The following is a 14,566-nucleotide window of genomic DNA, read 5'->3' on the forward strand; positions in this document are numbered from 1 at the left end:
AACAAGACATGGCAAAAGAATACAGCCGTACCCAACGAATCGGCGATCAGATGCAGCGTGAGCTGGCCCAACTGATCCGTCGCGAAGTCAAAGACCCGCGCGTCGGCCTGGTCACCATTACCGCAGTGGAAGTCAGTCGTGACGTCGGTCATGCCAAGATTTTCATCACCGTGATGGGCCAGGACAGCGCCGAAGAAATCGCCCAGAGCATCAAGGTGCTCAACTCGGCCGCCGGCTTCCTGCGTATGCAGCTGGCCCGGGAGATGAAGCTGCGCAGCGTCCCACAGCTGCACTTCCACTACGACGAAAGCGTCGTGCGTGGTGCGCATCTGTCGGCCCTGATCGAACGCGCCGTGGCTGAAGACAGCCAGCACCCGGTTGCGGCTGAACCCGAAGACACCAAGGAGTAGTCGGTGGCTCAGGTCAAACGTATCCGTCGTAATGTCAGCGGTATCATCCTGCTCGACAAGCCGCTGGGGTTCACGTCCAACGCGGCGTTGCAGAAGGTTCGCTGGCTGCTCAATGCCGAAAAGGCCGGGCATACCGGTAGCCTCGATCCGCTGGCCACCGGCGTGCTGCCGCTGTGCTTTGGCGAGGCGACCAAGTTTTCTCAGTACCTGCTCGATTCCGACAAGGGCTATGAAACCCTGGCGCAACTGGGCAAGACCACCACCACGGCGGATGCCGAAGGTGAGGTTTTGCTCGAGCGCCCGGTGACCGTTGGTCAGGCTGATATCGAAGCGGTGTTGCCGAGATTTCGTGGGCAAATCAGTCAGATACCGCCGATGTACTCGGCGCTGAAGCGTGATGGCCAGCCCTTGTATAAACTGGCCCGAGCAGGCGAAGTAGTGGAGCGCGAGCCGCGTTCTGTTACTATTGCGCGCTTGGAATTGCTGGCCTTTGACGGTAATACTGCGCGGCTGGCCGTGGATTGCAGCAAGGGCACCTATATCCGGACCCTGGTGGAGGATATTGGTGAACAGCTCGGCTGTGGCGCGTACGTGGCAGAATTGCGACGGACCCAGGCCGGGCCTTTCACGTTGGCCCAGACGGTCACGCTGGAAGAGCTTGAAGCGGTACATGCCGAAGGCGGCAACGAAGCGGTCGACCGTTTCCTGATGCCATCGGACAGCGGGTTGCTGGATTGGCCACTGTTGCAGTTCTCGGAACACAGTGCGTTCTACTGGCTCAACGGCCAGCCGGTACGTGCCCCGGATGCGCCGAAGTTCGGCATGGTCCGGGTGCAGGATCATAACGGTCGCTTCATCGGTATCGGTGAAGTGAGCGAAGACGGGCGCATTGCGCCGCGTCGACTGATTCGGTCGGAATGACCGGAACCAGCCTGCGTAACAGCAGGTTGGCGAGTGTGGCTGTTAACAGGCACGGTCACTACTCATTTATAGATACAGGGATTTGTCCCTGGCCTGTTGAAGCTGTTTCCCTGAAACAGTTTCCTGACTAAAAGGATTGCCTCATGGCTCTCGACGTTCAAGAAAAAGCTCAAATCGTAGCTGACTACCAGCAAGCTGTTGGTGACACTGGTTCGCCAGAAGTGCAAGTTGCACTGCTGACCCACAACATCAACAAACTGCAAGGTCACTTCAAGGCCAACGGTAAAGATCACCACTCCCGTCGTGGTCTGATCCGCATGGTAAACCAGCGTCGTAAGCTGCTGGACTACCTGAAAGGCAAGGACGTGAGCCGTTACAGCGCTCTGATCGCTCGCCTGGGTCTGCGTCGCTAATCAGCGATTGCGCTAGAGGTTGGTGGTCTGTCGTACGTCAGTGGGTTTCCCGCTGGCGCATGGCAGGCTCCCAGCCTCAAGTTTTATCTGGATACACGTTTTACCCTGGACAGACGTCGGGCCGATTCCCGCCATTGCCCAAGAATTTCGCAAGAAGACAAGTTCCCCAAGAGCCACAAAGAAGGTAGGACACCGTGAACCCGGTAATCAAAAAATTCCAGTTCGGTCAGTCGACCGTTACCCTCGAGACTGGCCGTATCGCCCGTCAGGCCTCCGGCGCAGTGCTGGTCACCGTTGACGACGACGTCAGCGTATTGGTGACCGTTGTCGGTGCCAAGCAAGCCGATCCAGGCAAGGGCTTCTTCCCTCTGTCTGTTCACTACCAGGAAAAGACTTACGCTGCCGGTAAGATCCCTGGCGGTTTCTTCAAACGCGAAGGCCGTCCTTCCGAGAAAGAAACCCTGACTTCCCGACTGATCGACCGTCCGATCCGTCCGCTGTTCCCAGAAGGCTTCATGAACGAAGTGCAGGTTGTCTGCACCGTCGTGTCCACCAGCAAGAAAACCGATCCGGACATCGCTGCGATGATCGGTACCTCGGCTGCCCTGGCGATCTCCGGCATTCCTTTCGATGGCCCGATCGGCGCTGCCCGCGTTGCGTTCCACGAAAGCACCGGCTACCTGCTGAACCCGACCTACGAGCAACTGAAAGCCTCGAGCCTGGACATGGTCGTGGCCGGTACTTCCGAAGCCGTGCTGATGGTTGAATCCGAAGCCAAAGAGCTGACCGAAGACCAGATGCTGGGCGCCGTATTGTTCGCCCACGACGAGTTCCAGGTGGTGATCAACGCCGTCAAGGAACTGGCCGCCGAAGCCGCCAAGCCAACCTGGACCTGGGCTCCGCAAGCCGAAGCCACCGAACTGCTGGGCGCGATCCGTGCCGAGTTCGGCGAAGCGATCTCCCAGGCCTACACCATCACCGTCAAGGCCGACCGTTATGCACGCCTGGGCGAGCTGAAAGACCAGGTCGTTGCCAAGCTGTCCGGCGAAGAAGGCCAGCCATCGGCCAGCGACGTCAAAGCCGCTTTCGGTGAAATCGAATACCGCACCGTTCGCGAAAACATCGTCAACGGCAAGCCACGTATCGACGGTCGCGACACCCGCACCGTACGTCCGCTGAACATCGAAGTCGGCGTCCTGCCAAAGACCCACGGTTCGGCACTGTTCACCCGTGGCGAAACCCAGGCGCTGGTCGTTGCAACACTGGGCACCGCCCGTGACGCGCAACTGCTGGACACCCTGGAAGGCGAAAAGAAAGACCCGTTCATGCTGCACTACAACTTCCCTCCGTTCTCGGTGGGCGAGTGTGGTCGCATGGGTGGCGCCGGTCGCCGCGAAATCGGTCACGGCCGTCTGGCCCGTCGTTCGGTCCAGGCCATGCTGCCAGCCGCTGACGTGTTCCCGTACACCATCCGCGTGGTATCGGAAATCACCGAGTCCAACGGTTCGAGCTCGATGGCTTCGGTCTGCGGCGCTTCCCTGGCCCTGATGGACGCCGGTGTGCCGATGAAGGCGCCGGTTGCCGGTATCGCCATGGGTCTGGTTAAAGAGGGCGAGAAATTCGCCGTCCTGACCGACATCCTGGGTGACGAAGACCACCTGGGCGACATGGACTTCAAAGTGGCCGGTACCGCCAAAGGCGTCACCGCACTGCAGATGGACATCAAGATCAAGGGCATCACCGAAGAGATCATGGAAATCGCCCTGGGCCAGGCCCTGGAAGCGCGCCTGAACATCCTCGGTCAGATGAACCAGATCATCGGTCAGTCCCGTACCGAACTGTCGGAAAATGCTCCGACCATGATCGCGATGAAAATCGACACCGACAAAATCCGTGATGTCATCGGTAAAGGCGGCGCGACCATCCGTGCGATCTGTGAAGAAACCAAGGCTTCGATCGACATCGAAGACGACGGCTCGATCAAGATCTTCGGCGAAACCAAGGAAGCGGCAGAGGCAGCACGCCAGCGCGTCCTGGGTATCACCGCAGAAGCCGAGATCGGCAAGATCTACGTCGGCAAGGTTGAGCGCATCGTCGACTTCGGCGCGTTCGTCAACATCCTGCCGGGCAAGGACGGTCTGGTTCACATCTCCATGCTGAGCGATGCTCGCGTCGAGAAAGTGACCGACATCCTCAAAGAAGGCCAGGAAGTGGAAGTGCTGGTACTGGACGTGGACAACCGCGGCCGTATCAAGCTGTCCATCAAGGACGTCGCAGCAGCCAAGGCATCGGGCGTTTAATCACCCCTTCGCCTGACTGCTGAACAAGCAAACGCCCCGACTGGTTCGGGGCGTTTTGCTGTGTGGTGAAAATCCCTGTGTCGCGGGTTGCCTGGCCACAGGGGACGATGCTAGGTTTAGCCACCGCCCGTGTAGCTCAGTCGGTAGAGCAGCGCACTCGTAACGCGAAGGTCGCAGGTTCGATTCCTGTCTCGGGCACCATCCCCCTCGTTATTTCACTTTCCTGCTCAGTTCCTCGACCGTGCGTTTGAGCTGATCCATCTCGCGATCCTGATCGCTGAGCTCCCGTTTCAGGGACGAAATCTCGCTGTTGCTCGAACTCGAACTGGAGCCGCTATTGCGCTTGAGTTCTTCCACTTGCTTGCCCAGATCGTTCAGGTCGCGTTCCTGTTCCTTAATGGTGCGCTTGAGCTCGTCGATCTCCTTGCTGCTGGAGGTGGAGCTGGAGCCACTGTTGCGCTTGAGTTCTTCGATCTGACGGGCCTGCTCGCTGAGGACGCGTTTCTGGCTTTCCAGTTCCTCGGCGTTGTTCTTCACGGTTTTTGGCAGGTTTTCCAAGGCGCTGACGCTGACATCGGTCTTGACGAGTACGTACTTATCAAATCGGTCATAACGAAGGGCAGGAATGGCGTCGTCGGAAGACGGCCTATCGGAGGAGACTTCAACAGCCGCTTGGGCAACGCCGGTCAAGGTCAGGCTGCCGAGCAGCAGGGTCGCGGTTGCAAGCCGGGTCGACGAACGTTTCGAAAAGCTGCGCATCACTGGGGTTCCTTGTGAGGTGCCGACATGGCACATGGCTATGACTGGTTATTTTGACAGATGTTCCCAAGCTCTCCTGGTTTCTCATGCGCATGGTTTTTTTGTGGGATAGATGTAAAGAACCATGTAAATCGTCGGCAAAACGTCCTATATTCATTGCCTGCATGTGCATCGCCCAGCAGTTTTCAGATGATCCCCGAATGGTTCTGAAGGCCAGATAAACCGGGCTTCACACGGTTTTTTTGCGTCAGAGAGATCCTTGATGATCCAGATCCATCTTCCATTCCCCAGATCAACGAGAACGCCATGACTGTTAAAGAATTGACCCAGGAAGCCAGGCACGAAGAAGCGCTGAAGAAGTACGTGTTGGATGCGCCCCAGTTGCTGGAAGAGATCAAGGACTTGTCTGCCGATGATCAAAAAGACCAGATCCAATGGGCGTTCGAGGACGAGGCCGAAGCCCAGGGGCTGCAGCCTTGGGAGTTGACGCTCAAGTACACCAGCACACCTGAAGAATTCGAGGCGCAGCGCCTTGCGTTGCACAAGGAAGCGGCCGAGGTGCTGGGTGTGGAATGGGATGAGTACTGCGAGATGAACAATCTTGTAGTTTAAAAGCAGCTACAAGCTACAAGCTACAAGCTGCAAGACAAGCACGGAGCGGCTTGAAGCTTGCAGCTTGGGGCTTGAAGCTGCTCAGAGACTGAGTCGCATCGACAGATCCACTGCCTTCACATCCTTGGTCATCGCGCCGATCGAGATGTAGTCCACCCCAGTCTCGGCAATCGGGCGCAACGTACTTTCGTTGATCCCGCCGCTGGCTTCCAGTTTCGCCTTGCCGCCATTGAGGCGCACGGCTTCACGCATGTCGTCCAGGCTCAGTTCGTCGAGCATGATGATGTCGGCGTTGGCTGCCAGCGCTTCCTTCAATTCCGCCAGGCTTTCCACTTCGACTTCCACCGGTTTGCCCGGTGCGATCTTGTGGGCGGCAGCGATGGCCTGGGCGATCCCGCCGCAGGCGGCGATGTGGTTTTCCTTGATCAGGAAGGCATCGTACAGGCCGATGCGGTGGTTGTGGCAGCCACCGCAGGTGACCGCGTACTTCTGGGCCAGGCGCAGCCCCGGCAGGGTCTTGCGGGTGTCCAGCAGCTTGACCTGGGTACCGGCGACAAAGTCGGCCAGGTAACGGGCCCGCGTGGCAACGCCGGAAAGCATTTGCAGGAAGTTCAGCGCGCTGCGTTCGCCGGTCAGCAGCGAGCGGGCCGGGCCTTCCAGGTGGAACAGCGCTTGATCGGGGTTGACCCGGTCGCCGTCGCGCACTTGCCAATGCACCGCGACACGTGGGTCCAGTTGCCGGAACACGGCATCGACCCAGGCCGTGCCACTGATGATCGCCGCGTCGCGGGTAATGATGGTGGCCTTGGCCAGGCGTTCGGCGGGGATCAGTTGCGCGGTGATGTCGCCGCTGCCGATGTCTTCAAGCAACGCACGGCGCACGTTGGCTTCGATTTCGGCGGTCAGATCGGCGAGACGTAGATTCGGCATAACGGGCTCCACAAACAAAGTGGCTTGATTATAGGGTGTCGAAACCTGCATTTGGTCGCGTCCTCGCAACATTTCCTCATTTCCCAGGTCACTTATTGCGCCGTATTTCGAGATGGATCACAGAGTGTGCTGGTGCGACAGGGTTGTTTTACCCGATAATCCGCCTTTCAATTGACGTCATAGCTTTGACGTTGCGAGCCGCAGAAAGCCGTTTCAGGAGGCCAGGATGCACAACGACGGGAATGTAGTGCCTTTGCACAAGGTCGCTACCGATCAGGCGAATCCTTCGCCGCTCGCCCGCCTGCCTGTGATTCTGCTTCAGGTTCGCGACAAGGCCGCCCAGCAGTTGCGCCTGGGCTTGCAGGGGCTGTTCGATAACGCCGACGACACCTTGTTTGAAATGGCCGACCGGGCGCGCGACGACGTCGAGCAGAACCTGTACTTCGAGGCCATGCGTGACCTGCGCCTGAAGCGTAAAAGCATCGAACGTGAATTTATCGAGCAGTTTTTCGAGACTTTCGTCAGTCTCGCCCAATACGACCTGACCCACACCAGCTTGGCGCCAGACAGCCCGATCCAGCGCTCCCAGGACGACCTGGAGCGGCAACTGGCGGTCGAGGCGATGGTCACTCGGGTGCTCAGGCGCGATGGCGTGTCGCTGGAACAACTGACGGCCCGGCTCAGTGTGCTGCTGGCCCGACCGCTGGCCAATCAGCACAATCCCCTGAGCCCGGCATTGCTGTGCGAGAAGTTCCTGCAGGCCGGGCGCAACCTGGGCGTGGGAATCAAGGTCAAGCTGATCCTGCTCAAGCTGTTCGAGCGTTATGTGCTCAGCGATTGCGACCAACTCTATACCGAGGCCAACCAGTTGCTGGCCGCCACGGGCATCCTGCCAGAACTCAAGGTTACGCTGGCGCGCCGGGCGTCGGATCGCGCCGAGGACAATCCCAGGCCCGACGCCGAGACGGCTGCCAAGCCCAGCGATGCCGAGGTCGATGACAGCGTGCAGGAAGTGTTCGCCGCCCTGCAGAAGCTGTTGATGCAGGTGCGTGGCACCGTGGCGCCGACCCTGGAGCCCAGCGTGCCGCCCCAGCCGATTTCTACCCGTGACCTGTTGCGGTTGCTCTCTCATTTGCAGCAATACGTGCCGGCGCCTACCGTTCACGACGAATTCGATTTGCGTAGCCAGCTCGAACAGCTGTTGACCCGGGTCAGCGTCAGGAGTGGCAAGTCTCGCGTGGTCGAAGGCGCCGATGAAGACGTGATCAACCTGATCTCGATGATGTTCGAATTCATCCTCGACGATCACAACCTGCCAGACTCCTTCAAGGCCCTGATCGGCCGCCTGCAAATTCCGATGCTCAAGGTCGCGGTGCAGGACAAGAGTTTCTTCAGCCGTGGCAATCATCCGGCCCGGCGGCTGCTTAACGAAATCGCGGCCGCGGCCATGGGCTGGGGTGATTGCGACGATCATCAGCGCGACAGCCTCTACCAGCGCATCGAGCAGGTGGTGCAGCGCTTATTGAATGATTTTGTCGATGACCCGGCAATTTTCTCTGAACTGCTGGCCGACTTCCTGGCCTTCACCAGTGACGAGCGGCGCCGCAGTGAGCTGCTCGAACAGCGCATCCGCGATGCCGAAGAGGGCCGGGCCAAGGCCGAACTGGCGCGCCAGCGCGTCGAAGGGGCGCTGAACCAGGTGATGTTGGGCAAAGTCCTGCCGCAAGCCGTGGTGGAGTTCGTGCAACACGCCTGGAGCCAAGTGTTGCTGCTGACCTGCTTCAAGCATGGCAAGTATTCCGCCGAGTGGCAGGCCGACGTCTTGACCCTGGAGCAATTGATCTGGAGCGTCCAGCCTCACGACGAACCCGATGCTGGCCTGCGTTTGCTGGCGATAGTGCCCGAATTGCTCAAGGCCCTGCGTGAAGGCTTGAGTCGCTCGGCGTTCGACCCGTTCGCCACCAGCGAGTTTTTCAGTGAGCTGGAAGCCCTGCATGTGCAGGCGCTCGAGCGCACGGGCCAAGCGACGGAACAGGCCCAGTCGTTCACTTCACCGGTCATGGTCCAGGTGCTGGAAAAAATCGTCTTGCGCCCCCCTCAAAAGTCGGCGGGGGAGAGCGTGGCGGTGCATTTGCCCGCCGATGACGTGGGCCTGCTGCAGGTCGACCAGTTGCACCTGGGAAGCTGGGTCGAGTTCCAAGAGGACGATGACAACACCTTGCGTTGCAAGCTGGCGGCGATCATCGAGGCCACCGGCAAATACGTCTTCGTCAATCGCACCGGCCTCAAGGTACTGGAGCATAGCCGCACCAGCCTGGCCCTGGAGTTTCGCCGGGGCGCGGCGCGGCTGCTGGACGACACCCTGTTGTTCGACCGCGCGCTGGAGTCGGTGCTGGGCAATCTGCGTCAGCTCAATCGCGGCAAGTGATCGCGCAGCCCGGTCCGATCACGGCATACTGGCGACATTCACCGTCGTCATCGAAGGAACCTGTATGCAGTTGGACTCCGCGAGCGGTTGGTGCGACGGGATACGTCATTGCCCATCGCCCAACTTCAATGCGCGCCCCGAAGGCGAAATCTCCCTGCTGGTGATCCACAACATCAGCCTGCCACCGGCACAATTCGCCACGGGCAAGGTGCAGGAATTCTTCCAGAATCGTCTGGATGTCACGGAACATCCCTACTTTGTCGGTATCGCCGACCTGCGCGTCTCTGCGCATTTCCTGATCGAGCGTGACGGCGCCGTGACCCAGTTTGTCTCTTGTCTGGATCGTGCGTGGCATGCGGGTGTCTCGTGCTTCGAGGGGCGTGAGACCTGTAACGATTTTTCCCTGGGCATCGAGCTTGAGGGCACGGATGATCTGCCGTTCACCGACGCGCAATATGCCGCGTTGGTGGATCTGACCCGGCAGTTGCAAGCGGCGTTCAGGGCGATCACTGTGCAGCGTATCTGTGGGCACAGTGACATCGCACCGGGGCGCAAGACCGATCCGGGACCGGCATTTGACTGGGTGCGCTATCGTGCGGCCCTGACAGAAGGGGAAGGACAATGAGTTTTCTGGTGTTGCTGCTGGCCGTCTGGATCGAGAAGTTCTCGGCCTTGCGCCAGCGGGTCCAGCGTGACGGCGGTTGGCTGCACGAGCTGAACAAGCTCGAGGCGAGCCCACGTTGGGTCAACCGACCCTGGCTGGTGCTGACGGTGATGGTTTTGCTGCCCGTGGCGCTGCTGGCGTTGCTGTTGTGGGTGCTGGAGCCGGTCGCCTACGGTCTGTTGGCGCTGCCGGTGCATTTACTGGTGGTGATTTACAGCCTGGGGCGCGGTGATCTGCTGGCCGGCCTCGGGCCGTTTCGCGACGCGTGGCGTCGGGAAGACCTGCAAGCGGCGGCCCATGTCGCCAAGCGCGACCTGGACATTGAAGCCGATGACGGTGAGCAGTTGCTGGGGTGGGTCCAGGGGCATTTGTTGTGGCAGGCCTACCAGAGCTTCTTCGCGGTGATTTTCTGGTACTTCGTGTTGGGCCCGGTCGCCGCCCTGAGTTATCGACTGCTGGCGCTGGCCGCCGAGCACAGCCAGAACCCCGGCGTGGCCGAGCGGGCCGCGCAAATGCGCCATGCCTTCGATTGGGTGCCGGTGCGGTTGCTGGCGGCGAGCTTCGCCCTGGTGGGGAATTTCGTCGCGGTCAGCCGGGTCATGCTGCATGAGCTGCTGAACTGGAACATCAGCGCCGCTGCCCTCATCGACAAAGTCGGCCTGGTGGCCGGCGAGATCCCCCGGCCCGTCGCCGGACCGGACGGCATCAACAGCCTGGATCGCCTCTGGGAACTGCTGCTGCGTGCAGCGGTGCTCTGGTATGCCGGGTTTGCGTTGTGGACGGTGTTGGCCTGATCAACCTAAGCAAGGTTGTGGCCAGGCGCTTTTGTGGCGAGGGAGCTTGCTCCCGCTCGGCTCTGTAGGAGCTGGCGAAGCCTGCGATCTTTTGATCTTTCGCTTGGGACTCAAGTGCTTGGGGAAAGATCGCAGCCTCGTTGCACTCGACAGCTCCTACACAGCTCCTACACCGTTAACCTTAAGTTACAAATCTCCCCGCCGATTTAGGCTATACAGGGACAGCGCCCGAATAGTGGCTTTCTGCTGTCTCCGTGCGCGAGCTCATAACAATAAGAACACTACCGGGAGACTTCCTTGTGAAGAGTTTGCTCTGGCCCGCCGTCGCGCTGATGAACCGCCTGAGCTTCGGCATGAAGTTCAGCCTGATCAGCGTGCTGTTCCTGTTGCCAATGCTGGTGACCAACTTCTTTCTGGTGCGCGATTCCTATCGGGAATTCCAGGGCACGCAAGTGGAACTGCAAAGCCTCGACCTGCTGGGCAGCAGCCTGACCCTGCGCCGGGACCTGGAAACCCTCAATAACCTGGTGCAGATCAACGCCAGCCTGGGCCAGTCCGGCAAGGCCGGTGATGTCGAAGCGAAGATCGGCAGCCTGGAACAACAGGTCCTCGCGCGGCTGCAAGGCATGACCCCCGTGGCCACCGAGCCAGAGCAGGTCAGTGCCTTCGAGGCCAAGCGCGACGAAATGATCGGAGCTTTCAAGGCCCAGCAGGCCGAAAGCTCCTTGCAGAGCAAAAGTGCGCTGATCGGCAAGTTGCTCAACAGCGCCCAGATGTTCGGCCAGATCATCGCCAGCCAGGCGGGGCTGAGCCGCGACAACCAGAGCGACATCCGCCAGCTCAGCGAGTTGATCATCGGCACGACCCCCAAGGTTACCCAGATTCTCGGCGAAGGCCGGGCATTGGGCGCGTCCTCGTTGGGGCTGGGGTTTCTCAATTCGGCGTCGAGCACCCGCTTCGACGAGTTGCTGGCGCAGATCGAAAAGCTCCAGGGCGAGTACGACTTGAAACTGCAGGACGCCCTCGGCTCCAGCCAGGCGGCTGGACAAACCCTGGCAGCCCAGGCCGATGGCAGCAAGAGCGCCCTCAAGAAAGCCTCGGAACTGATCGAGGAGCAGGTGGTGATGGCCGACACCCTCGATGCGCCCTGGCCGGCATTCTTTGAGCAGGTCAGCGGCCTGATGGAGCAGACTTATCGGCTGAACGAAGCGACCCAGGGCTTTCTCGGCGTGCAGTTGCAGCAGCGCCTGGAGCAGAACCGCAGCCACATGGTGCTGCAAGCCGTGGCGCTGGTGCTGGTGTTCCTGTTGATTTTTTACCTGTACGCCGGTTTCTACGCCTCGACCCGCACCACGCTCCAGCATCTGGGGCGGATGATGGACAAGGTGGCGGCGGGGGACATGACGGTCAATTTTGTCGCCCGCAGCAAGGATGAGCTGGGCGAATTGGGTGAAGTGTTCAACGGTACGGTGGCGAAGATCCATGACCTGATCGAACAGGTCGGCCGCACCGTCGCCGAAGTCGAACGCCAGGCCGGGCAGGTGGAAACGGTTTCGGCCCAGAGCAACCAGGCCGTCGCCGGCCAGCGCAGCCAGATCGAATTGGTGGCTACGGCGATGAACCAGATGTCGGCCACGGCCCAGGAGGTTGCCCGCAGTGCCGCCGCCGCCGTGAGCAGTGCCCACAGCGTGAACGACGAAACCCTCAGTGGGCGCGGGTTGGTGGAGTCCCAGCAGGGCAGCATCGCCCGCTTGGCCAGCGAGATCGATCAGTCCGTGCAGGTGATCAATCAACTGGCGACCGACAGCCAGGCCATCAGTCGCGTGCTGGATGTGATCAAGAGCATCGCCGAGCAGACCAACCTGCTGGCCCTCAATGCCGCCATTGAAGCGGCCCGGGCCGGTGAGCAAGGGCGCGGCTTTGCGGTGGTGGCCGATGAGGTGCGGACCCTGGCCAAGCGAACCCAGCAATCGACCGAAGAAATCGAAGCGATGATCACCCGCCTGCATGGTGGTGTCGGTGCTGCGGTCAAGGCGATGGGCACCAGCCATGAGATGGCCAACGGTACGGTCGGCCAATCGGAAAAGGTCCAGCAGGCTTTGGAAAATATCCTCGGTGCCGTCGGCATGATCGTCGACCAGAACCAGCAGATCGCCGCCGCAGTAGAGCAGCAGACGGCGGTGGCCCATGACATCGACCAGAACATCGTCGAGATCAACCGCGCCGGCGAACGCACCGCCGAAGGTGCTCATCAGACCGAAAACGCCAGCCGCGAACTGTCCGCCCAAGTGGTGCAGCTCAAGCAATTGATCAATGCGTTTCGGGTGTGATTGCCGCTGATTCACCGCAGGTCCAATGTGGGAGCGAGCTTGGTGGGAGCAAGGCTTGCCCGCGATGAAAACACCGCGGTCTCTTGAGTACTGCGGTGCCTGGATCGCGAGCAAGCTTTGCTCCCACCAAGCTCGCTCCCACAGGTTTTTTTACCAGTTGAACAGTTGGCGGGCATTGGCCGTACTGGCCTCGGCCAAGCGTTCTGGGCTGATACCCATGATCCCGGCCAACGCCTCACAAATCGCCGGCAAATGCGCCGGGCTGTTCCGTTGGCCGGGGAACATCGCCGGGGCCATGTCCGGGGAATCGGTTTCCAGCACCACCGCGTCCAGCGGCAATTTTGCCAGCACCCGGTGCATGCGCAAGGCCTGGGGCCAGGTCGCGGCGCCGCCCAGGCCGAGCTTGAAGCCGAGCTTGATGTACTCGCGGGCCTCTTCAAAACTGCCGGCGAAGGCGTGGATGATCCCGGTGCGTTTGGGCCCCATGCGCTTGAGGGTCGCGATCACGGTGGCATGGCTGCGGCGCACATGGATCAGAGCCGGCAGCTCGAACTCCACCGCCAGTTGCAGTTGTGCTTCAAACAGCGCCTGCTGGTGTTCGCGGTCCAGGGTCGGGATGTAGTAATCCAGGCCGATTTCCCCCACCGCACACAATTGCCGGTGTCCGGCCAGGCGGCTCAGCCACTCGCGTAGCAGCGCCACGTCGTCGGGTCGGTGCTGATCGAGGTACACCGGGTGCAGGCCCAATGCGGCATGCAGGTCCGGGTCGCTTTGCACCAGGTCCCAGACCCGCTGCCAGTTGTCCCGGTACACGCCCAGTACCACCATTTGCCGCACGCCCAAGGCGCGGCTTTCGGCCAGCAGTGCCGGACGGTCCGCGTCAAAATCTGGAAAATCCAGGTGGGTGTGGGTGTCGATCAACTCCATGCATCAATCCTGAAGAAGCGTCAGCCCTGGTGAATACGCTGCTTGAACGTCCGCGCGATGGCCTGCACGCCTGGCTGATAGTCATTGTTTTCGATGGCCGCCAGGGCCAGTTCCAAGGCTTTTTCGGCGATCAGTTGGTGCTGCTGGGACATGGCATTGACCGGCAGCGGCAGGAAATCCAGCAACTGCGTGTCACCAAACGTGCCCAGGCGCAGCGGCCGCGACTTGAGCGGGAAATCGTGGAGGGCGTCGAACACCCCTTGCAGCAGCACGTAGGACGTGGTGATCAGCGCGTCGGGCAGATGCCCCAGGCGTGCGAGCATTTCATCCATCAACTGGCGACCGCATTCACGGCTGAACGACTCGCCATGCTCGATCAATACCTGGCCCTCGAACCCGGCCAAGGCTTCGCGAAAACCGGCGGTCCGTTCCTGGCTGATGCTCAACTCGGGACGAGCGCTGATCAGCGCGATTTGCCGAGGGTGGGTCTGCAGCAGGCTGCGCGTCAGTTGCAGGCTGGCCTGGCGGTCGTCGCTGATCACCGAGCAGAACCGCGCAGGGTCCATGACCCGGTCGATGGCGATGATCGGAATGCCCTTGGCCTGCAACTGCAGGTAGCTGTCGTCGCCGGCCGGCAGGCAACTGGCGACGATCAGCGCATCGCAGCGGCGGGCGCGGAACAACTGCAACAGTTGCCGTTCACTGTCGGGTGCGTCGTCGGAACTGGCGATCAGCAACTGGTAGCCCCGCGCCCGTGCCCCTTGTTCCAGCAGCTTGGCGATGCGTGCGTAACTGGGGTTTTCCAGGTCTGGCAGGATAAAACCCAGGGTGCGAGTGTGGCGACTGCGCAGCCCGGCGGCCTGGGGATTGGGCGTGAAGCCGTGCTCCAGGACCACCGCCCGCACCCGTTCGACGGTGGCGCTGCTGATGCGTTGTTGTTCGGCCTTGCCGTTGATGACATAGCTGGCGGTGGTCACGGACACACCGGCCAGTTGGGCAATATCACTGAGTTTCAACCCGGTTTTCCTTGTTTTTTCGAGTTAGCCCCGACAATAAGGGCCATCCTACCCGATTCAAG

General features: G+C 60.7%; 13 protein-coding genes and 1 tRNA gene. 10 read left to right on the forward strand and 4 right to left on the reverse strand.

What is annotated here, in order from left to right; translation table 11 throughout:
- Positions 1–8: 8 nt before the first annotated feature.
- From rbfA to ASC85_RS19325, 5 genes are all read left to right on the forward strand, one after another.
- The gene (gene rbfA / locus ASC85_RS19305; RefSeq protein WP_003177871.1) at positions 9–410 is read left to right on the forward strand and encodes a 30S ribosome-binding factor RbfA; all 402 of its coding nucleotides are present in this window, start codon (positions 9–11) and stop codon (positions 408–410) included.
- 3 nt (positions 411–413) lie between these two features.
- Positions 414–1,331 carry a tRNA pseudouridine(55) synthase TruB gene (gene truB, locus ASC85_RS19310; RefSeq protein WP_057450933.1) on the forward strand — a complete coding sequence of 306 codons (918 nt, stop codon included), beginning with the start codon at positions 414–416 and terminating at the stop codon, positions 1,329–1,331.
- Between the two features lie 143 nt (positions 1,332–1,474).
- Entirely contained in the window at positions 1,475–1,744 is a 270-nt protein-coding gene (rpsO, locus tag ASC85_RS19315) for a 30S ribosomal protein S15 (RefSeq protein ID WP_003197723.1), read from the forward strand.
- Between the two features lie 194 nt (positions 1,745–1,938).
- Positions 1,939–4,044: a polyribonucleotide nucleotidyltransferase gene (pnp, locus tag ASC85_RS19320; RefSeq protein ID WP_003197725.1), complete on the forward strand. Its 2,106-nt coding sequence runs from the start codon at positions 1,939–1,941 to the stop codon at positions 4,042–4,044.
- 125 nt (positions 4,045–4,169) lie between these two features.
- A tRNA-Thr gene (locus tag ASC85_RS19325) sits at positions 4,170–4,245 on the forward strand.
- Between the two features lie 9 nt (positions 4,246–4,254).
- On the opposite strand, the gene ASC85_RS19330 is transcribed toward ASC85_RS19325, so the two are convergent.
- Positions 4,255–4,803: a hypothetical protein gene (locus ASC85_RS19330; RefSeq protein WP_057450934.1), complete on the reverse strand. Its 549-nt coding sequence runs from the start codon at positions 4,801–4,803 to the stop codon at positions 4,255–4,257.
- A gap of 306 nt (positions 4,804–5,109) precedes the next feature.
- Here ASC85_RS19330 and ASC85_RS19335 point away from each other — a divergent pair, with 306 nt between their 5' ends.
- A complete protein-coding gene (locus ASC85_RS19335) occupies positions 5,110–5,415 on the forward strand; it encodes a DUF6388 family protein (RefSeq protein ID WP_053181942.1) in 306 nt (101 codons plus the stop codon).
- A gap of 81 nt (positions 5,416–5,496) precedes the next feature.
- Here ASC85_RS19335 and nadC read toward each other — a convergent pair whose 3' ends face one another.
- Positions 5,497–6,345 carry a carboxylating nicotinate-nucleotide diphosphorylase gene (nadC, locus tag ASC85_RS19340; protein WP_003197731.1) on the reverse strand — a complete coding sequence of 283 codons (849 nt, stop codon included), beginning with the start codon at positions 6,343–6,345 and terminating at the stop codon, positions 5,497–5,499.
- A gap of 226 nt (positions 6,346–6,571) precedes the next feature.
- On the opposite strand from nadC, the gene ASC85_RS19345 reads away from it, so the two are divergent.
- The 4 genes from ASC85_RS19345 to ASC85_RS33915 all read left to right on the forward strand — a co-directional run bounded on the left by ASC85_RS19345 (position 6,572) and on the right by ASC85_RS33915 (position 12,561).
- Positions 6,572–8,773 carry a DUF1631 domain-containing protein gene (locus ASC85_RS19345; RefSeq protein WP_057450935.1) on the forward strand — a complete coding sequence of 734 codons (2,202 nt, stop codon included), beginning with the start codon at positions 6,572–6,574 and terminating at the stop codon, positions 8,771–8,773.
- A gap of 64 nt (positions 8,774–8,837) precedes the next feature.
- Complete coding sequence (gene ampD, locus ASC85_RS19350; RefSeq protein WP_039010504.1) at positions 8,838–9,398, forward strand: 1,6-anhydro-N-acetylmuramyl-L-alanine amidase AmpD; 561 nt, start codon at positions 8,838–8,840, stop codon at positions 9,396–9,398.
- Positions 9,395–10,231, forward strand: a complete 837-nt coding sequence (gene ampE, locus ASC85_RS19355) for a regulatory signaling modulator protein AmpE (protein WP_057450936.1) — start codon at positions 9,395–9,397, stop codon at positions 10,229–10,231. The genes ampD and ampE overlap by 4 nt, the downstream gene beginning before the upstream one ends.
- Before the next feature lie 1,625 nt (positions 10,232–11,856).
- Positions 11,857–12,561 carry a methyl-accepting chemotaxis protein gene (locus ASC85_RS33915; RefSeq protein WP_430458897.1) on the forward strand — a complete coding sequence of 235 codons (705 nt, stop codon included), beginning with the start codon at positions 11,857–11,859 and terminating at the stop codon, positions 12,559–12,561.
- A gap of 150 nt (positions 12,562–12,711) precedes the next feature.
- Here ASC85_RS33915 and ASC85_RS19365 read toward each other — a convergent pair whose 3' ends face one another.
- Entirely contained in the window at positions 12,712–13,488 is a 777-nt protein-coding gene (locus ASC85_RS19365; RefSeq protein ID WP_057450938.1) for a TatD family hydrolase, read from the reverse strand.
- A 20-nt stretch (positions 13,489–13,508) separates the two neighbouring features.
- Positions 13,509–14,504 carry a catabolite repressor/activator gene (gene cra / locus ASC85_RS19370; protein WP_057450939.1) on the reverse strand — a complete coding sequence of 332 codons (996 nt, stop codon included), beginning with the start codon at positions 14,502–14,504 and terminating at the stop codon, positions 13,509–13,511.
- Positions 14,505–14,566 lie beyond the last annotated feature (62 nt).

This window comes from Pseudomonas sp. Root401, assembly GCF_001425105.1.
In the GTDB taxonomy this organism is placed as follows: domain Bacteria; phylum Pseudomonadota; class Gammaproteobacteria; order Pseudomonadales; family Pseudomonadaceae; genus Aquipseudomonas; species Aquipseudomonas brassicacearum.

Excerpts from the sequence above, each read along its gene's own strand:
- ASC85_RS19365 (WP_057450938.1), bottom strand. The coding sequence starts at position 13,488 with ATGGAGTTGATCGACACCCACACCCACCTGGATTTTCCAGATTTTGAC.
- ampE (WP_057450936.1), top strand. The coding sequence starts at position 9,395 with ATGAGTTTTCTGGTGTTGCTGCTGGCCGTCTGGATCGAGAAGTTCTCG.
- ASC85_RS19335 (WP_053181942.1), top strand. The coding sequence starts at position 5,110 with ATGACTGTTAAAGAATTGACCCAGGAAGCCAGGCACGAAGAAGCGCTG.
- ASC85_RS19345 (WP_057450935.1), top strand. The coding sequence starts at position 6,572 with ATGCACAACGACGGGAATGTAGTGCCTTTGCACAAGGTCGCTACCGAT.
- nadC (WP_003197731.1), bottom strand. The coding sequence starts at position 6,345 with ATGCCGAATCTACGTCTCGCCGATCTGACCGCCGAAATCGAAGCCAAC.
- ampD (WP_039010504.1), top strand. The coding sequence starts at position 8,838 with ATGCAGTTGGACTCCGCGAGCGGTTGGTGCGACGGGATACGTCATTGC.
- ASC85_RS19330 (WP_057450934.1), bottom strand. The coding sequence starts at position 4,803 with ATGCGCAGCTTTTCGAAACGTTCGTCGACCCGGCTTGCAACCGCGACC.
- rpsO (WP_003197723.1), top strand. The coding sequence starts at position 1,475 with ATGGCTCTCGACGTTCAAGAAAAAGCTCAAATCGTAGCTGACTACCAG.
- rbfA (WP_003177871.1), top strand. The coding sequence starts at position 9 with ATGGCAAAAGAATACAGCCGTACCCAACGAATCGGCGATCAGATGCAG.
- ASC85_RS33915 (WP_430458897.1), top strand. The coding sequence starts at position 11,857 with ATGTCGGCCACGGCCCAGGAGGTTGCCCGCAGTGCCGCCGCCGCCGTG.